This window comes from Dokdonella ginsengisoli (assembly GCF_042652785.1).
GTDB classification, from domain to species: Bacteria; Pseudomonadota; Gammaproteobacteria; order Xanthomonadales; family Rhodanobacteraceae; genus Dokdonella_A; species Dokdonella_A ginsengisoli.
Map to the genome: position 1 here is coordinate 129,496 of NZ_JBHSHD010000006.1, position 17,476 is coordinate 146,971.

Genomic DNA, 17,476 nt, shown 5'->3' on the forward strand with positions numbered 1-17,476 from the left:
GGGCGGCCTCGAAGCGCGGCGCTCAGGCCGCCGCGCAGCTCGGCGCGGGGTCGAGGATGTCGGCGTGCACCGTGCCCGACTCCACCTCCACCTGCAGCGCGTGGATGCCCAGGCGGTCGAACAGGGCGAGGTCGCGCTCGGTGTCCGGATTGCCGGTGGTCAGGAGCTTCTCGCCGTAGAAGATCGAGTTGGCGCCGGCGAAGAAGCACAGCGCCTGCAGCTCGTCGCTCATCTCGGCGCGGCCGGCCGACAGGCGCACCATCGACCTGGGCATCAGCAGGCGCGCCACGGCGATCGTGCGCACGAACTCGAACGGATCGAGTTCCTTCGTGCCGGCCAGTGGCGTGCCCGCGACCTGCACCAGGCGGTTGATCGGCACCGAATCGGGATGCGCCGGCAGGGTCGCCAGCGTCTGCAGCAGGCCGGCGCGCTGCTCGCGCGTCTCGCCCATGCCGACGATGCCGCCGCAGCAGGTCTTCAGGCCCGCGTCGCGCACGTGGCCGAGCGTGTCCAGGCGGTCCTGCATCTCGCGCGTGTGGATGATCTCGCCGTAGAACTCCGGCGCGGTGTCGAGGTTGTGGTTGTAGTAGTCCAGGCCGGCGTCCCTGAGCGCCTGCGCCTGCGTGTCGGTGAGCATGCCGAGCGTGGCGCAGGTTTCCATGCCGAGCGCCTTCACCGCGCCGATCATCGCGGCCACCTTCGGCACGTCGCGATCCTTCGGCGAACGCCAGGCCGCACCCATGCAGAAGCGCGTCGCGCCGGCGGCCTTGGCCTGCTTCGCCTTCGCCAGCACGGCGTCCAGGCTCATCAGCTTTTCGGCCTCGACGCCGGTCGCGTAGCGCGCCGCCTGCGGGCAGTAGGCGCAGTCTTCCGGGCAGCCGCCGGTCTTGATCGAGAGCAAGGTCGACACCTGCACCGCGTTCGGATCGTGGTGCTCGCGATGCACGGCATGCGCGCGGGCGAGCAGGTCGGCGAACGGCAGGTCGAGCAGGGCGCGGACTTCCTCGCGCGTCCAGTCGTGGCGGATGGCGGTCATGCGGCTTTCCGATTCGGTAGAGTGGGCGCTCGCCGGGCGGCGTCGCGCGCCCGGCGAGTCTCGGCGGCCAACGGAGGGCTGTCAACCTGGAGCCGATGCAAAAAGTTGACGGCCTCGCGGCACGCGCCTTGCGCCTCGTGCTGCCGCCGCGCTGCCTGCTCTGCGCCGCGCCCGGCGCCGACGGCCGCGACCTGTGCGCCGGCTGCGCGGGCGACCTCGCACCGAACCCGGTGTGCTGCCCGCGCTGCGCCCTGCCGCTGGCGGTGCCGGCCCCGGCGTGCGGCCAATGCCTGAAACGCGAACCGCCGTTCGCGGCCGCCTGGGCGCCATTCCGCTACGAGCACCCGCTGGACCTGCTCGAAGCGCGCTTCAAGTTCCATGCGGACCTCGCCGCCGGCCGCGTGCTGTCGTCGCTGATGATCGAGCGTGTGGCGATCGACGCGCCTGCGCTTCCGGCGCTGCTGATCCCGGTGCCGTTGCACACCGCGCGGCTGCGCGAGCGCGGCTACAACCAGGCGCTGGAACTCGCCCGGCCGCTGGCCCGCGCGTTCGCCATTCCGCTGCGCGCCGACCTGCTGCTGCGCACGCGCGCCACGCCGCCGCAGACCGGGCTCGATGCGAAGACGCGGCGGCGCAATTTGCGGGGGGCGTTTGCGGTGGCTGTTGGCGCGACGTTGCCGGGCCATGTGGCGCTGGTCGACGACGTCATGACGACTGGTGCGACTCTGCGTGAATGTGCGCGTGCGCTGCGTGCAGCGGGTGTCGCGCGAGTCGATGTGTGGGCGCTGGCAAGGGCGCCGGGCCGCTCCGCCGTCCCTTCTCCCGGAAACGGGAGAAGGTGGCCCGAAGGGCCGGATGAGGGAAAGCCGGAGTGAACAACCTCACTCCGAACCCCTCACCCGCCGCGCTGCGCGCGCCGACCTCTCCCGCGAGCGGGAGAGGTGAAAGCGGGCTACGTCCTGCGTGCTTGCAAAGGATTGCCCGGAAAACGCTCTAGAATGCCCCTCCCTCGGCAGCGGAGACGTCGGCGCGGGGGCGAGAACAGGGACGTGACGCACTGGATCAGCGGCAGTCCGGCAACGCCGGCGCGCTCGATCGGCTGTTGCCGCTGGTCTACGCCGACCTGCGCACGATGGCCGCGCGCCGCCTGTCCGAGGAGCGCAACGGCCTCGGTACCTTGCAGCCGACCACATTGGTACACGACGTCTTCCTACGCACAGCGGGTACAGAGCGCCCGGACACCGCCATCAGCGCAGTTCTCCGTCACTCCCTACCCATAGGAAATCGAAGCGATCTTCGCGGCTTCGTCGAGACCGATGGAAAACTTGAGCTGGCTGCCGGGTCCGAACTCGATCAGATAGTCGTGCCAGTGAAGATTGCCCTCCGAGCGCGCGCCCTTGTAGATGAAGCGCGTCGGCGATCCGAACGGGGAAAACCGGTCTGCTAGACGTCCCGCCAACCCGTTTTTCATCTTCGCGGCCAGCTTGCCGCCCAGCGTGGAATAGTCACCGCTGCCTCGCTGCAGCTCCTCGAACAGCGCTCTGGTCTGCGTGGTGATCTCCGGATTTTCGCCGGATGCGGCCTTGCGCGCCGCGGCAGCGATCTCGGGGAAGAGATCGTCGAAGATCGCATTCGTGATCATTTCCCCCGGCTCGGGATCGCTGCTGCCGTTGGTGAAGGCGATGACGCGCAGGTTCTGCTTCGGGAAGAACTCGTCCGCCGTCGTGAAGCCGAACGAGCCGCCGGTATGGCCGATGCGTGGCTGGTCTCGAACGGAATCGACGAACAGTCCGAGACCGTAGTCACTGGTTCCTTCGGAAACCGGCGCCGGCGTCGTCATTTCCTCGTAGCTCTTCTTGTTGACGATCTTCCCGCGCGCCAGTGCCGTGCTCCAGCTCGCCAGATCGTCCACCGTCGACACCAGATTTCCCGCCGCCCAGCCGAAACTGTCGTGGATCGTCGGTGCGCGCTGCAGGGTTCCCTGCCTGACCTGGTAGCCGATCGCCATGCCGGCGAGCCGCGATTCGTCGGCGACGGTGAAGGTTCGCTTCATCCCGGCGCGGTCGAGCAGATGCGTGCGGACGTAGTCGCGGTAGCTTCGATGCGAAACGACCTCGACGACACGGCCCAGAAGGATGTAGCCGGTGTTGTTGTAGGCCATCTTGCTGCCGGGGGCGAACACCAGCGGCTTTCCTGCGATGCGCGCCATCAGTTGCGCGAACGTGGCCGGCCGAGTCGCGGCTTCTTCGATGTCGGGCCCGTCGAGATACTCGGGTAGCCCGCTCGTGTGCGAAAGCAATTGCCGCAGCGTCACTTCGTCGGCATGCGGCGCATCGGGCAGGAAGTTCGACAACTTGTCGTCGAGAGCGAGCTTGCCTTCGTCGCGCAACTGCACGATTGCGGCGGCGGTGAACTGCTTGGTGATCGAGCCGATTTCATAGAGCGAGCCGACGTCGGCAGCGAGCCGGCGCTCGCTGTCACGAAATCCATAGGCCTTGCGAAAAACGATCCGATCGTTCCGGACGACGGCAACCACCGCGCTGGGCGCTCTGGTGCGATCGAGTATCGCTGTGACGTCGGCATCTATTCGCCGGATCTGATCCGGGCCGAGCGAGTCGGCGAGAGCGGAAGCCGACACGAGGCCGAGCAACGACGTTGCGAGTACGAAGGAACGAAGCACGGCGGCCTCTCGAGCGAACGGGACGATCGCCGGCAGCAAGTAGCGTACCAAGCGCGATTCGCCCGGTGTCGCGCGGTTTTTTTTTGCAAGAGACCTGCCGTGAAGTGTCCGCGGACGCGGGGCACGGACATCGCGGACGGTCGCGTCGCCCGCAGCGCCTGGCACCGGCATGGGGCCTGCGCGTTTGGGGCATTGGGCCGGGCTTGCCGATCGGGCCGGGCTGGCCCGCCGGATCAACGTCGAGACCCGCGACTCGGACAATCCCTCACCGGAACAACCGCCGATCCCACTCCAATGGCAACTTCCTCACCACGCGCACCCCGCCCATCGCCGGGTGCGCGGGATTCAGCAGCACGTTCCACGTCGCCGGCAGGATCGCCGACGGCACGCGCAGCGCGGGACTGCGCTGCGCGGTGAGCCAGGTCATGCCGAACTCGGCGGACACGTCGGGGCGGTGGGTCCAGTCCTTCGGCAGCGTGGCGGGGTCGAGCGATTCGATCGTGAAGCCCGGCGGCAGCGCGATTTCGAGCAGCTGGTAGCGGTCGGGCAGGTCTTCCTCGTCGACTTCCAGGTGCACGCGCAGTTCGAGCAGCGCGCCGGCTGCGGATTCGGCGGTGTAGACGATGCGTACGCCCTGGTTGTGCCAGCGCCCGTCCGCGTAGAGCCCGCCGAGGCCGTCGAGCGTGTCGTACGCCGACAGGCGCCAGAGCGACGTCAAGCGACGATGCCGTACTGGATCTGGCGCAGGCGGTTCTCGACCAGGCGCGCGCCGTGCTCGGTGGCGACGAGGTCGATCGGGCGCGTGTCGCGGTGGCCGGGCAGCAGGTGCTGCTTGGGCTTGCGCAGCCAGCGCAGGGCTTTCTCGCGGTCGCCGAACACGTCGTCGGCGAGCGCGGCGATGCGCGCCATGCGCACCAGGCCGTCGGCCTCGCGCGCGGTCAGCGGCGACTTCTCGCCGATGCGCCGGCGCAAGGTGCGTTCGGGGCCAACCACGGAATAGATCTCCGCCGCGGCGAAGCCGTAGCCTTCCAGGCGCCGCACAGTGGCGGACGGCAGGCCTTCGGCGATGGCCTCGACGAGATCGCCGTCGGTGTGGATGTCCGGCAGCGCGAGCACTTGGGCGATGTGGGGAACGGAACTCATGGCCACCTCCTGCCAGATGCCATTATGGAGGCGGCAAATGGCCGAGGCAAGCCGGGCAATCAGGTTCAGCGCACCGCCAGCGCCATCGCCAGCCCCACCCACAGCGCCAGCCCGACCCAGTTGTTGTGGCGGAACGCGGCAAAGCACGCCATGCGGTCGCGCGCGCGGATCAGCCATTGCTGGTAGCCGAACAGGCCGACGGTGACGGCGAGGCCGACGAAGTAGGGCCAGGCGAGGTTCGCGCGCGTGCCGGCCAGCAGCATGGCGAGCACGAAGGTCGCCATCAGCACGCCGATGATGATGCGGTCGGCGTCGCCGAACAGGATCGCGGTGGACTTGGCGCCGGCGCGGATGTCCTCGTCGCGGTCGACCATCGCGTATTCGGTGTCGTAGATGGTCGAGAACAGAACATTGGCGAGGAACAGCAGCCAGGCGAGCGGCGGCAGCGAGTTGGTCACCGCCGCGAACGCCATCGGGATCGACCAGCCGAACGCGGCGCCGAGCACGACCTGGGCGAGGTGCGTGACGCGCTTGGTGAACGGATAGATCGCGGCGAGCGCGGCGCCGACGAAGGACAGCTGGATGGTCAGCGCGTTGGTGAACAGCACCAGCACGAAGGCCAGCGCGAGCAGGCCGCCGAACAGCGTCAGCGCTTCCTTCTTCGACACGCGCCCGGCCGCCATCGGGCGGCCGGCGGTGCGCTCGACCTTGGCGTCGAGCCAGCCGTGGTCGGCGTAGTCGTTGATGACGCAGCCGGCGGCGCGCATGACGAACACGCCGAGCGTGAAGATCAGCAGCGGCCCGATCGGCGGGAAGTCGTTCGCCGCGAACCACAGCGCCCACCACGTCGGCCACAGCAGCAGCAGGGCGCCGATCGGGCGGTCCATGCGCATCAGCACGAGGTAGTCGTGCACGCGGCCGCGATGGCGCGGGGGCAGGCGTTCGAGCAGCCAGTCCAGCACCTGGCCGGGCCGTTTGGCGGTGTCGGCCGGGCGCGCCGTCGCGGCGGGGAGCGGCCGCGGCGGTTCGGGCTTGCGCGCGAAGGACGGAATCTTCGCCGGCGCCTCGGCGACGTCCGCGGCCGGCTCGCGCACGGATGGGCGCTCGACGGACGGCGGCGGGCTCGCCGCGACGACCGGTGCGGGGGCAGGTTCGCGCGGCGGCGCGGCGGGAATGGGAGGCGTGCTCGGCGCTGGCGCCGGCGCTTCGCGCGGCGCGATGTCGTCCGCGCGCAGCGCGTTCGACGCGACCTCGACGGATGCGGGCGCCGCATCGGCCGGGGCGATGGCCGGCTTGCGGCTGCGCGGCGCGGCTCTGCGCGTGGGCACCGCTGCCGGCGGCGCGATGTCCGCGCCGTCGTCGCTCGTGCGGGCCGGACGCGGGACGCGCGGCTTCGCCGGTGCGCGCGGCGCTTTCGGCGCGGTGTCCGCGGCGGCGTCGCCGGCCTTGGGCGCGGCACGGCGTCGTGCGGGTTTTGCGGGGGCGGCGCCGTCGGTTGCGGTCGCGTCGCCGGCCGTCGACGCGGCGCGGCGACGGCGCGGCGTCTTCGGGCGCTCGATGTCTTCCATGGCGCGAAGTTTAGCGGCAACGCCGTTCGCGAAACGTCGGCTATGCTGCCGTTCGGCCGCATGCCGCATTCAGGAGTCGTCGCCGATGGACAAGTGGTTGCCCACCCGCTATCTCGCGTTCGTGCTGTGCCTGCTGGTGTTCGTGCTGGCGCTCGCCGGCTGGCGCTACGGCGCGGCGAACCAGCTGCTGGCGATCGTCGCCGGCGTGCTGGTGGCGATCGGTGTCGCCGATCTGGCGCAGAAGAAATCGACCCTGCGGCGCAACTACCCGATCCTGTCGCACATCCGCTTCTTCTTCGAGGACGTGCGGCCGATGCTGCGGCAGTACGTGGTCGAGTCGGACAACGAGGAGGTGCCGTTCTCGCACGTGCAGCGCGCGATCGTGAAGCAGCGCGCGAAGAACGAACTGGACGTGCGCCCGTTCGGCAGCGAGCTGGACATGTACGCCGAGCGCTACGAGTGGATCAACCACTCGCTCGCGCCGAGCGTGATCGACAGCCACGACTTCCGCATCGACATCGGCGGCCCGCAGTGCGCCAGGCCGTACTCGGCCAGCGTGTTCAACATCTCGGCGATGAGCTTCGGCTCGCTGTCGCCGAACGCGATCCTGGCGCTGAACGAAGGCGCGCGCCGCGGCCGCTTCTACCACGACACCGGCGAGGGCTCGCTGTCGCCGTACCACCGCCAGAACGGCGGCGACATCGTGTGGGAACTCGGCTCCGGTTATTTCGGCGCCTGCGAGCGCGCCGGCGTGTTCAGCGCGGAGCGGTTCGCCGAGAAGGCCGTGCTTGAGCAGGTCAAGATGATCGAGATCAAGCTCTCGCAGGGCGCCAAGCCCGGCCACGGCGGCGTGCTGCCGGCGCCGAAGGTCAGCGCGGAGATCGCGCTCACGCGCGGCGTGCCGATGGGCGAGGACTGCATCTCGCCGTCGCGCCATTCCGCCTTTGACACGCCGGAGGGCCTGCTGCACTTCGTGGCTACCTTGCGCGAGCTGTCCGGCGGCAAGCCGACCGGTTTCAAGCTCGCGGTCGGCCATCCGTGGGAATGGTTCGGCATCGCCAAGGCGATGACCACCACCGGCATCCTGCCCGACTTCATCGTCGTCGACGGCGGCGAGGGCGGCACCGGCGCGGCGCCGCTGGAGTTCACCGACCACGTCGGCGCGCCGCTGCGCGAGGCGCTGATGCTGGTGCACAACACCCTGGTCGGCCTGAGCCTGCGCGACCGCATCCGCATCGGCGCCAGCGGCAAGGTCATCACCGCGATCGACCTCGCGCGCACGCTCGCGCTGGGCGCGGACTGGTGCAACGCCGCGCGCGGCTTCATGTTCGCGCTCGGCTGCATCCAGTCACAGAGCTGCCACACCGACCGCTGCCCGACCGGCATCGCGACGCAGGACAAGGGCCGCTGGCGGAAGCTCGACGTGCCGGACAAGGCCGCGCGCGTGGCGAGCTTCCACGAGAACACGCTCAAGGCGCTGAAGGACCTGATCCAGGCCTCGGGCCTGAACCATCCGACCGAACTCGGCCCCGAGCACCTGATCCGCCGCGTGTCCGGCAACGAGGTGCGCTCGCTGGCCGCGCTGTACCGCTTCCTCGAGCCAGGCGAGCTGCTCGCCGGCGTACCCGAGCACGCGGTGTTCCAGCGCTTCTGGGCGGCGTCGCGGCCGGACACGTTCGCGGCGCCGACCGAGCTTTCCGCGCGGCGGGCGACGAAGTTGCGCTGAGGAGAACTACGGCTTCAACAGCCGTGTGCCGTCCAGCCGCGCGAGAGGCCTGTCGAACGTACCGAAAGGTGTGTGTCCCGCTGCGCGTGCGACTTCGAGCATCAGGCAGTCGCTGAAACCTGGCCGGGTTCTCTGGCGGTAGTGCGCAAGGGCGGCGGCCGCGATGTCGCTGCGCTCGACGACCAGCCGCTGGTGATTGAGCAGCATTTCGATGGCCAGCGCGATTTGCTGAGGCTTGCGCTGGTAGACGGCATCGAGCACCCATACGGTTTCGGCCAGAGCGAGCAAAGGAACCCACGCCCCCTGGGCGACGAATTCTTCGGCAGCGGCGACTTGCGCCGGATCGTCGCGTACGAGGAGACGGACGAGGACGTTCGTGTCAATCGCGCGCATGGCGCTGGCGCAGATGCTTGGCGATACCGGATTTGAGTTCGGCCAGCGTTTTCCGCTTCGGTGCGTCGTCGAACAATATGGAATGGATCGCCTGGGAGGTGTGCAATCCGACCCGACGCACGACGACGTGGTCGCCCTCCAGCTCCCAGACGATCGTCGAGCCCGGACCGATACCGAGCTTGCGTCGCATGGCGGCAGGAACGGAAACCTGCGCCTGCGCGGTGAGTTTGCTGGTGGCGTTCATTGCTTCATTACCCCGGTAATGGAAAGCGATTCTCGCTCTGCCGGCTGCCAAGTGCAACAACGTTGCCCATGGTGCTTCCTTATGCAGGCCGCCCGCGCCGCGCCCGCCAGCGCAGCGCCAGCACCGCCAGCGTCTCCGCCAGCAGCAGGCCGCCGACGACGGCGAGTCCGACCTTCAGCGGATCGCCGCCGCTGCCGCGCAGCGCGTAGCCGATGCCGAGCAGGGCGGCGTCCCAGGCGAGGTTGCCGAGCACGATCGCCAGGGTGAACGGCGCGAGCGCGAGTCCCAGCACGCCGGCCGGCAGCGGCAGGTAGATGCGCACCACCGGCGTGATCTGGCCGAGCAGGGTGGCGACGAAGTGGTTGCGCCGGTACAGGCCGGCGAGATGGCGGTAGCGCTGCGGCGGCAGGAACACCCAGCGCCCCCAGCGCTCGACCGCGGCTTCGGTGCGGCGCTCGCCGAGCGCGCGGCCGAGGCCGTACCAGGCCAGCGCGCCGAGCGAGGAGCCGAGCGTGGCCGCCAGGATCGTCGTGACCAGCGCGCCGCCGCCGCTCACCGCGGTCATGCCGAGGAACACGTACAGCACGTACGAGGGCACGGCCGGAATCAGCTTCTCCGCCAGCGCGATGACCGCGATGCCGGGCAGGCCCCAGGCGAGCAGGGCGGCGAGCGGACCCGGGATGTCCATCGGCGGCGGCAGTCCGAAACGTGGCGAAGCCGGCCACCCTAGCGCGTGCGGCGCGCGCGGCGCAAACGCCGGTGGTCATGCGCGCAGCGCAGCAGGGGTATCGCGCGGGGCTCGGCTATGATCCGGCGTCATTTGGGAGGACGTCGATGAGCCTGATCGCGCAACTGATGCGGCACAAGTCGGTCGAGCAGCTGCAGTCCGAACTCGGCCGGCGCGGCGAATTCCGCCGCGTGCTCGGCCTGTGGCAGCTCACCGCGATCGGCATCGGCGGCATCATCGGCGTCGGCGTGTTCGTGCTGGCCGGGCAGCAGGCGGCGGTCAACGCCGGGCCGGCGGTGGCGCTGGCCTTCGTCATCGCCGGCATCGCCAGCGCAGCGGCGGCGCTGTGCTACGCCGAGTTCGCCGGGCTGATCCCGGTCACCGGCAGCGCCTACACCTACAGCTACGCCACGCTCGGCGAACTGGTCGCCTGGCTGATCGGCTGGGACCTGCTGCTCGAATACGCGCTGATCGTGGCGGTTGTCGCGATCGGCTGGTCCGGCTACGTGCAGTCGGCGCTGGCCGCCGCCGGCATCGTGCTGCCGGTCTGGGCGCAGGGCGCGATGGGCACCGGCGAAGGCCGCGTGTTCAACGTGATCGCGGCGCTGGTGACGCTGGGCATCGCCGCGCTGCTGATCTTCCGCACCGAATGGGGCGCGCGCTTCAACACGCTGGTGGTCGCGATCAAGGTCGCCGCGGTGGTGCTGGTGATCGGCATCGGCGTGTTCTACATCGATCCTGCCAACTGGCACCCGTTCATCCCCGAGCCTGCGATCGGCGCTGATGGCGTCGCCCATTTCGGTTTCCAGGGCGTCGTGACCGCGGCGGCGGTGGTGTTCTTCGCCGTGTTCGGCTACGACACGCTGACCACCGCGGCGGAAGAATCGAAGAACCCGCAGCGCGACCTGCCGCGCGCGGTGCTGCTCTCGCTCGGCATCTCGATGGCGATGTACCTGGCGGTGTCGATGGTGCTGACCGGCATCGCGCACTACTCGACCCTGAACACCGATGCGCCGGTCGCCGACGCGTTCAAGAACCTCGGCCTGCACTGGGTCGCGGTCACGATCTCGGTGTCGGCGGTGTTCGGCCTGATCAGTGTGCTGTTCGCCTTCATGCTCGGCGCCGCGCGCATCTGGTTCGCGCTGTCGCGCGACGGCCTGCTGCCGAACTGGTTCGCCAAGGTGCACCCGGCCTACGGCACGCCGCACCGCCCGACCATCGTGCTCGGCGTGTTCACCGCGCTGGTCGCGGGGTTCTTCCCGCTGGGCGAGGTGGCCAAGCTGGTCAACATCGGCGTGCTGTCGGCCTTCATCGTGATCTGCGCCTCGGTGATCCTTCTGCGCGTGCGCAAGCCCGACCTGCCGCGCGCGTTCCGCACGCCGTGGGTACCGCTGATCCCGCTGGTCGGCATCGGCTTCTCGATCTGGCTGCTGTCGGAACTGGCCGCGGTGACCTGGCTGGTGTTCCTGGTCTGGGTCTCGTTGGGCCTGCTGATCTACTTCGGCTACGGCATCCGCCACAGCAAGCTCGCGCAGGGCTGATCGCGAAATCGCGAAGCTTCGTGCGACAATGAGGATCACGCGCTCGTAGCTCAGCTGGATAGAGTACCGCCCTCCGAAGGCGGTGGTCGGAGGTTCGAATCCTCTCGAGCGCGCCACATTCCCCGCCCCCGAACTGCGGCAACACGCCGCATTCGGCCGTGCGGCGAATGCCCCTCGCGTCACGCGGCGCGCCGGCCGGAGCCTTCCCCGACCCGGATACGGCCGTTATACTCGTCAGGCTTATTTGGGGTGTGCCCGACGTGCCGGGTATCGATCTCGTTCCCGCTGAGGTGGTTCCGTGACCAATCCCGTCACTCAGGCCGATTCGGTCTTCTTGAAGCGTTTCGCGATGCTGATCGGCTTTCTCGCGCTGGTCGCGGTGCTGCTGATCGCGCTCGCCCTGCACATCTACGGCAGCCATCCGCCGCCGCAGAATCCGGACAAGCAGAAGCTGACCGAGCAGCGCATCGCACCGGTCGGCGGCGTCTATGCCGGCGATACCGGTCGCGCCGCGATGCAGGCCGCGCAGGAGGCGGCGGCCAAGGCCGCGGCTTCGCAGGTCGCCTACGGCGGCACCACCGACGGCAAGACGATCTACGGCAGCCTGTGCCACACCTGTCACGACGCCGGCGTCGCCGGCGCGCCGAAGATCAGCGACAAGTCGGCGTGGGCGGCGCGCGTCGCCGCCGGTGAAGACACCCTGCTCAAGCACGCCATCGAAGGCTTCACCGGCAAGGCCGGCGTGATGCCGCCGAAGGGCGGCAACCCGGCGCTGAACGACGCGCAGATGAAGGCGGTCGTCGAGTACATCCTCAGCCAGGTGAAGTGACGCGCGGCAGGGACGAGAGTCCGCCGGATGTGATCTGCGAACGCCGCCTCCGGGCGGCGTTCGCATGTGCGGGAGACGTGCGATGAACCTCGCGGCCGTCGAAATCAAGGCCTTCCTGCCGGCGCTGGATTTCGAGCGATCCCGGCAGTTCTACCTCGCGCTCGGCTTCGAGGTGCCGTGGTCGTCGGACGACCTCGCCTACGTCCGCCACGGCGACACCAGCTTCCTGCTGCAGGCGTTCGACGCACCGGCGTTCGCGCGGCATTTCCAGATGCACCTGCTGGTCGAGAACGTCGACGACTGGCACGCGCACGTGGTCGCTTCCGGCGTCGCCGCGCGCTTCGGCATCGAAATCGGCACGCCCGAGGACCGCAGCTGGGCGATGCGCGATTTCACCCTGCTCGATCCGGGCGGCGTGATGTGGCGCATCGCGCAGAACATCCCGCCGCGGGCGTAGCCGGCAGCGGCGAACCTACTCCGGCAGGCTCGCGCCGAGCCGCTCGCGTTCCGCGCGGGCATGGGCCTGCAGTTGCGGGAAGAACGCCGCGAAATGGCGCTCGAGCGCGGCGGCGTCGCCCTGCAGGACCGGCAGCGCCTCGGCCAGCGGATTGGCGCGCGACAGGCGCGTGGACATGCCGCGCAGCACTTCGCCGATCATCGCCGTCTCGCCGTAGCGTTCGGGCAGGTCGTGCGCGAGCAGGTAGCGGACGAAGCCGCGCATGTTCCCGGGCAGTTCCGCGTCGCGCCGCACCAGCAGCTCGCGCACGCGCGCGGAGAATTCGTGCAGGGTGCCGGTGCCGTACGTCGCCCATTCGCGCGCGAGCCGATGGTCGAACCAGATGTCGAGCAGGATGCCGGCATAGCGCCGGTACGGCGGCTCGAACCGCGCGCGCGCCGCGACCACCTGCGGATGCGCGTCGGTGTACACGTCCACGGCGCGATGCAGGGCCACGCCCAGGCGCACGCCGCGCGGCAGCGCCGGGTCCACGCGCCCGCGCAGGAAGTCGGCGATCAGGCCGCCGAGCATGACGTCTTCGTCCGGCATGGAGAGCAGGGCATGGGCGAGATGATTCATCGGGTCTCGACGGCGGACGGAGCTGCGCGACCGGCATTGTCGTCGATCCGGGCCAATGCCCGCTGCACGCGCAGCTGCGCCAGCGAGGGCGCCGGCGCGGCGCCGGCGTGGCCGCGCGCCTGGGCGATCGCGGCGAACAGCGCATGCTGCGGCGCCAGCGCGCGCTGCGCTTGGGTCTGGGCACGGTCGAGCAGTGCGGACGCGCGCCCGGCGTCGCCGTCGAGACGCGCCAGCAGGGCCAGGCCGAGCAGCGCATCGGCGCGCCGCGGATGCCCGTCCGGCTGTACGTGGTCGAAGACCTGCATCGCGCGCTCGAACGCGCCGCGCGCGGCGGCGAGGTCTCCGCGCGCGAGTTCGACGTACCCGGTGTCGAGCGCCACGTAGCCGAATCCGAGGTTTTCGGGCGGAAGCCGCACGCGCTGGGCCTCGTCGATGCGCTGCAACCGCGCGCGCGCCGCGTCGAGTTCGCCGCGCGCTTCTTCCAGCCCGGCGAGCGAGCGCTCCCAGTACGCCGTTCCCGGCGCGGCTGCTCCGATCAGGCGCCGGTAGTCCTCGAACGCGGGCCCGATTTCCGCCGCCGCCTCGTCGATGCGCCCCAGGTCGAGCAGCAGACGGCCGTAGCTCTGGCGCGTGGCGAGCGTGTTCACGTGCGTCGGGCCGTGCGCGGCGCGCTGCAGGCGCAGGGTGTCGAGATACAGCGCTTCGGCTTCGCGGTAGCGGCCGCTGTCGCGATAGACGTCGCCGAGATGGCGCGCGATGGCGGCGCCCAGCGGAGCTTTCGCGCCGAAGGCGGCGCGCGCGTCGTCGCGCGCCCGTTCGAGCTGTCCGATCGCCGCGGCGTAGCGCCCGCGGCTGTGCAGGAGATCGCCGTAGTGCTGGCGTGCGAGCAGGATGCGGCTGTCGCCGGAGGCGCCGCCGTCGTCGGCCAGCGCTTCGCCGAACAGCGCTTCGCTTTGCGCATAGCGGCCGGTGTAGTGCAGCAGCGTCGCCAGCTGGGTGGCCGCTCCGGTCCGTCGCGGAAGACCGGCGTCGGGCAGCGAACGCGCCAGCGCGTAGGCTTCGCGCAGGATCGGTTCGGCCAGGCCGTACTCGCCGCGCGCGACGTGGACTTCGCCGAGCGTGGTGAGCACCTCGGCCTGCAGTTCCGGCTGCTCGCGCAGTTCGCGCTGTGCCTGGCTCAGCGCCCGCGCGAGCATTTCGCTGGCGCGCGGATCGCCGGCTCCGCTGCCGGGATCGGCGGTCTGGAACCAGCCGACCAGATAGTTGCGGGTGGCGCGGTTGACCGACGCTTCGCGCGCGAGCGCGCGCGCCTGGTGCAGCACCGAGGCGGCGTAGAAGCCGCTGGTGGCGACGATCACGGCCGCGGCGGCGGCCAGCCACGCATTCCGGCGCAGCCACTTGCCGGCCCGCCGCAGCGCGCCGATGCGACGCGCCGACACCGGCAGGCCGCGGCGCCAGCGCAGCACGTCCTCGCGCAGCGCGTCGGCCGAGACGTAGCGCGCCGCCGGATCCTTCGCCAGCGCACGCAGCACGATCGCGTCGAGGTCGCCGCGCAGGCGCCGCGCCAGGCGCACGGCGTGCGTCGCGCGCCGCTGCGCACGGGCGGCGGCGGCGGCGCCGCGCATTGCCGCGACTGACGGCGGCGGCGGATCGTCCTCCAGCGCCGGCAGTCGGTACGGCTCGGCGCCGCGCAGCAGCGGCACGCCGGTCGACAGTTCGTACAGCAGCAGGCCGAGCTGGTAGACGTCGCTGGCGGTGGTGACCGGTTCGCCGCGCCGCTGCTCGGGGCTGGCGTAGGCGTGCGTCAGCGCGTGGCTGCCGAGCCGGGTCGCCGGCGCGGCGTGCGGAAAATCCTGCGCGTCGAGCAGCTTGGCGATGCCGAAGTCGAGCAGCTTGACCGACTCGCCGGCGCCGACCAGCACGTTCGCCGGCTTCAGGTCGCGATGCACGATCAGCTGGCGGTGTGCCGCGGCGACCGCGGCGACGACGTCGAGCCAGAGCGACACGCGCGCGTCGAGCGGCAGGCGCCGCGTGTCGCAATGCGCATCGATCGGTTCGCCGTCGACGTACTCCAGCGCCAGCCACGGCACGCCGTCCGCGCGCACGCCGCCGTCGAGCAGCCGCGCGATGCGCGGGTCGTCGAGGCGGGCGAGGATCTGCCGCTCCTGCTCGAAGCGCGCGACCAGCTCGGGCGTGGCCAGGCCCGACCACAGGCACTTGATCGCTGCGCGCTGCTGGAACGCCCCGTCGGCGCGCTCGGCCAGCAGCACGCGCGCCATGCCGCCGTGCGCCAGCGTGGCCAGCGCGCACCATGCGCCGAAGCGCTGGCCGGCGGCCGGATCGTCGGCCAGTGCGGCCCAGACGTCGGCATCCAGTGCCGCGGCCAGCGCGTCGTCGCCGCCCGCGTCGGCCGCGGCGAGCATGCCGCGCAGCGCCGCGGCGAGGTCCGGACGCGTGGCGGCCAGCTCGCGCAGGAATCCCGCCCGCGCATCGCCTTCGAGATCGAGCGCGCGGCGCAGCAGCGTGTCCAGTTCGTCGAAGCGGCGCGGGTTCCAGCCGGCTTTCATGGCGCCAGCAGTTCGGCCAGCCAGGCGCGCGCGCGCTTGAGTTCGCGCTGCACCGTGCGCAGCGAAACCTCGTGCAGCGCCGCCAGCTCGTCCGCGTCCAGGCCGATGAACCAGTGCTGCTCGATCAGCCGGACCAGGCGCGGATCGACGCGCTCGAGCGCATCCAGCGCGTCGGCCAGCACGGCCAGCGCATGGTTCGGCGCGGCGCTGTCGCCGTCCTGTTCGGGCAGCTCGATGCGCACCTGCGTCCCGCCGCGCTTTTCCGCGCCGCGCGAACGCGCGTGGTCGACCACGATCTGCCGCATCACGCGCGCGCTGAGCGCGAGGAAATGCGCGCGCGTCAGCACCGTGCCGGCGCCGCGCTCGGCCAGGCGCGCGTAGGTCTCGTGCACGAGCACGGTGGTGGAAAGGCTCGCGCCCGGCACGCGGCGGAACAGCTGGCGATGCGCGATGCGCTTGAGGTCGGCGTAGACGTCGGGCAGCAGGGCGCGCAGTTCGCGCGCGTCGCCGTAGCCTTCCTGCGCCAGGCGGTCGGCAAGCTCGGCGTCGTTGGTGGCCATCGGCGCGACAACCCGGCGGATCCGCCGCAGCGCGGATCGAGGCCGGATTATCGCGCCGGGCCGGGGCGCAAGGGCAAGCGCCGCCACGGCGGGCGGCTACAGGAGCGGGGGGAAGAACGGGCCCATCTGCTCGACCGGATCGAAGAAGATCAGGTCGTCGCTGAGTTCGATCGCACCGATGTCGCAACGCGCGATGCCGTTGCCGTCGAAATCCTGCGGACGCGGCCGGTTTTGCTGGTCGACGTCCTCGCAGCCCACGGCCGTGTTCGCCGGATGTCCGTTCTCCAGCAGGGGGCTGCTGGTCAGCGGCCAGCTGACCACGACGAGGCCGCCGCGCGAGGCGAGCGGCGTCAGCAGCGGCTCCGTGCCGGGAAAATTCGTGTTGCCGCCGGACAGCGCGCAGGTGTCGTCCGAATCCAGGTTGTAGCGATTGAGGTCGAGGCCGGGATCCTCGGCGTCGAGCAGGCAATCGCGCAGCCCGTTCCTGGCGATGGCGCTGTTGCCCATGCGGAACTCGCCGTCGCCGTCGTAGCGCACGCCGAGGAACAGGTTGCCGGCGAGGGTGGCGTTGTCCAGCCGCAGGATGCCGCCCGCGGTGTTGGTGATGCCGTTGCCGTAGTTGTTGGCCACGACGGAGTTGACGACGTCGAGGTCGCCGCTGCTGAGGATGGCGTGCGTCGGCAGCACCTCGTCGTCGGTGAAGCCGAAGTTGTAGAAGACGCTGCTCTGGTCCAGCCGCAGGGTGCCGGTGTTGAAGATCGCGCTGCCGGCGGTGGCCGAGCCGTCGACGCCGGGCGAGCGGTTGTAGAAGAAGCTGCTGCCATCGACGGAAACGTCCGCGGCGGCGTTGTACAGGCCGCTGCCGACGTCGGCCCGGTTGTGGTGGACGCGCAGCAGGTTGAGCGCGATGTTGGTGGCGCCGGGCGCCTGCACCAGGATGCCGCCGCCGGCATCGACGCTGCTGCCGCCGGTGATGTCCAGGCCGATCAGGCTGACGCCGCCGGACAGGATGTGGAACGCGCGGTTGTCGATCGCGCCGGCGTCGATCACCGGCCGCTGCACGATCGGATCGAGGGCCTGGATCTGCACCGCGTCGGTGATGTCCAGGTCGCCGTTCAGCGCGTTGTCGTCGCCGCCGACGCGGGTCAGCGCGTAGGTTCCCGGCTGCACGAAGATGATGTCCAGGCCGGGATGCGCATTGGCGTCCTGGATCGCCGCGCGCAGCGTGCACAGGTCCGGCTGCAGCGCGAACTGGGGATTGCACACGCCGTCGCCCGGCGAATCCTCGGGATTGTCGACTTCGCTGTTGACGTTGTAGACCGCGGCCGACGCCGGCGCGAGGCCGGCGGCGAACAGGAAAGAGACGAACACGCTACGCAATGACATC

At 70.5% G+C, this 17,476-nt stretch carries 17 protein-coding genes, 1 tRNA gene and 1 pseudogene; 7 read left to right on the top strand and 12 right to left on the bottom strand.

Translation table 11 applies throughout. The annotated features are described in order from the left end of the window. Positions 1-22: 22 nt before the first annotated feature. Complete coding sequence (bioB, locus tag ACFO6Q_RS06615) at positions 23-1,036, bottom strand: biotin synthase BioB (RefSeq protein WP_380019804.1); 1,014 nt, start codon at positions 1,034-1,036, stop codon at positions 23-25. A 95-nt stretch (positions 1,037-1,131) separates the two neighbouring features. Between bioB and ACFO6Q_RS06620 the strand changes: the two genes are divergently transcribed. Together ACFO6Q_RS06620 and ACFO6Q_RS06625 are read left to right on the top strand one after the other, a co-directional pair. Further along, the gene (locus ACFO6Q_RS06620) at positions 1,132-1,911 is read left to right on the top strand and encodes a ComF family protein (RefSeq protein WP_380019805.1); all 780 of its coding nucleotides are present in this window, start codon (positions 1,132-1,134) and stop codon (positions 1,909-1,911) included. Positions 1,912-2,093: 182 nt separating this feature from the next. Beyond that, positions 2,094-2,258, top strand: a pseudogene (locus tag ACFO6Q_RS06625) (ECF-type sigma factor); the annotation flags it as partial. 48 nt (positions 2,259-2,306) lie between these two features. On the opposite strand, the gene ACFO6Q_RS06630 reads toward ACFO6Q_RS06625, so the two are convergent. The 4 genes from ACFO6Q_RS06630 to ubiA form a co-directional block, all read right to left on the bottom strand. Then, complete coding sequence (locus ACFO6Q_RS06630; protein ID WP_380019806.1) at positions 2,307-3,887, bottom strand: serine hydrolase domain-containing protein; 1,581 nt, start codon at positions 3,885-3,887, stop codon at positions 2,307-2,309. Between the two features lie 94 nt (positions 3,888-3,981). Next, a complete protein-coding gene (locus tag ACFO6Q_RS06635; protein ID WP_380019807.1) occupies positions 3,982-4,434 on the bottom strand; it encodes an RES family NAD+ phosphorylase in 453 nt (150 codons plus the stop codon). After that, complete coding sequence (locus ACFO6Q_RS06640) at positions 4,431-4,859, bottom strand: antitoxin Xre/MbcA/ParS toxin-binding domain-containing protein (protein WP_380019808.1); 429 nt, start codon at positions 4,857-4,859, stop codon at positions 4,431-4,433. The genes ACFO6Q_RS06635 and ACFO6Q_RS06640 overlap by 4 nt, the downstream gene beginning before the upstream one ends. A gap of 65 nt (positions 4,860-4,924) precedes the next feature. Next, a complete protein-coding gene (gene ubiA, locus ACFO6Q_RS06645; protein WP_380019809.1) occupies positions 4,925-6,427 on the bottom strand; it encodes a 4-hydroxybenzoate octaprenyltransferase in 1,503 nt (500 codons plus the stop codon). Between the two features lie 85 nt (positions 6,428-6,512). Between ubiA and ACFO6Q_RS06650 the strand changes: the two genes are divergently transcribed. Then, complete coding sequence (locus ACFO6Q_RS06650) at positions 6,513-8,153, top strand: FMN-binding glutamate synthase family protein (protein ID WP_380019810.1); 1,641 nt, start codon at positions 6,513-6,515, stop codon at positions 8,151-8,153. A 6-nt stretch (positions 8,154-8,159) separates the two neighbouring features. Here ACFO6Q_RS06650 and ACFO6Q_RS06655 read toward each other — a convergent pair whose 3' ends face one another. The 3 genes from ACFO6Q_RS06655 to ACFO6Q_RS06665 all read right to left on the bottom strand — a co-directional run bounded on the left by ACFO6Q_RS06655 (position 8,160) and on the right by ACFO6Q_RS06665 (position 9,478). After that, entirely contained in the window at positions 8,160-8,546 is a 387-nt protein-coding gene (locus ACFO6Q_RS06655) for a PIN domain-containing protein (protein ID WP_380019811.1), read from the bottom strand. Then, on the bottom strand, positions 8,533-8,790 hold the full coding sequence (locus ACFO6Q_RS06660) for an AbrB/MazE/SpoVT family DNA-binding domain-containing protein (RefSeq protein WP_380019812.1): 258 nt from the start codon (positions 8,788-8,790) through the stop codon (positions 8,533-8,535). The genes ACFO6Q_RS06655 and ACFO6Q_RS06660 overlap by 14 nt, the downstream gene beginning before the upstream one ends. Positions 8,791-8,869: 79 nt before the next feature. Continuing rightward, positions 8,870-9,478: a DedA family protein gene (locus ACFO6Q_RS06665; RefSeq protein ID WP_380019813.1), complete on the bottom strand. Its 609-nt coding sequence runs from the start codon at positions 9,476-9,478 to the stop codon at positions 8,870-8,872. A 146-nt stretch (positions 9,479-9,624) separates the two neighbouring features. Between ACFO6Q_RS06665 and ACFO6Q_RS06670 the strand changes: the two genes are divergently transcribed. The 4 genes from ACFO6Q_RS06670 (at position 9,625) to ACFO6Q_RS06685 (ending at position 12,344) form a co-directional block, all read left to right on the top strand. Next, a complete protein-coding gene (locus tag ACFO6Q_RS06670) occupies positions 9,625-11,058 on the top strand; it encodes an amino acid permease (RefSeq protein ID WP_380019814.1) in 1,434 nt (477 codons plus the stop codon). A gap of 39 nt (positions 11,059-11,097) precedes the next feature. Continuing rightward, a tRNA-Arg gene (locus tag ACFO6Q_RS06675) sits at positions 11,098-11,174 on the top strand. A gap of 182 nt (positions 11,175-11,356) precedes the next feature. Continuing rightward, positions 11,357-11,887 carry a c-type cytochrome gene (locus ACFO6Q_RS06680; protein ID WP_380019816.1) on the top strand — a complete coding sequence of 177 codons (531 nt, stop codon included), beginning with the start codon at positions 11,357-11,359 and terminating at the stop codon, positions 11,885-11,887. A gap of 82 nt (positions 11,888-11,969) precedes the next feature. Further along, positions 11,970-12,344 carry a VOC family protein gene (locus ACFO6Q_RS06685; protein WP_380019817.1) on the top strand — a complete coding sequence of 125 codons (375 nt, stop codon included), beginning with the start codon at positions 11,970-11,972 and terminating at the stop codon, positions 12,342-12,344. A gap of 15 nt (positions 12,345-12,359) precedes the next feature. On the opposite strand, the gene ACFO6Q_RS06690 is transcribed toward ACFO6Q_RS06685, so the two are convergent. The 4 genes from ACFO6Q_RS06690 to ACFO6Q_RS06705 form a co-directional block, all read right to left on the bottom strand. Continuing rightward, positions 12,360-12,962, bottom strand: a complete 603-nt coding sequence (locus ACFO6Q_RS06690; protein WP_380019818.1) for an acyl carrier protein phosphodiesterase — start codon at positions 12,960-12,962, stop codon at positions 12,360-12,362. Continuing rightward, entirely contained in the window at positions 12,959-15,529 is a 2,571-nt protein-coding gene (locus ACFO6Q_RS06695) for a serine/threonine-protein kinase (RefSeq protein WP_380019819.1), read from the bottom strand. The genes ACFO6Q_RS06690 and ACFO6Q_RS06695 overlap by 4 nt, the downstream gene beginning before the upstream one ends. Next, complete coding sequence (locus ACFO6Q_RS06700; RefSeq protein ID WP_380019820.1) at positions 15,526-16,089, bottom strand: ECF-type sigma factor; 564 nt, start codon at positions 16,087-16,089, stop codon at positions 15,526-15,528. The genes ACFO6Q_RS06695 and ACFO6Q_RS06700 overlap by 4 nt, the downstream gene beginning before the upstream one ends. Positions 16,090-16,185: 96 nt before the next feature. Further along, positions 16,186-17,475: a choice-of-anchor Q domain-containing protein gene (locus tag ACFO6Q_RS06705; RefSeq protein WP_380019821.1), complete on the bottom strand. Its 1,290-nt coding sequence runs from the start codon at positions 17,473-17,475 to the stop codon at positions 16,186-16,188. Position 17,476 lies beyond the last annotated feature (1 nt).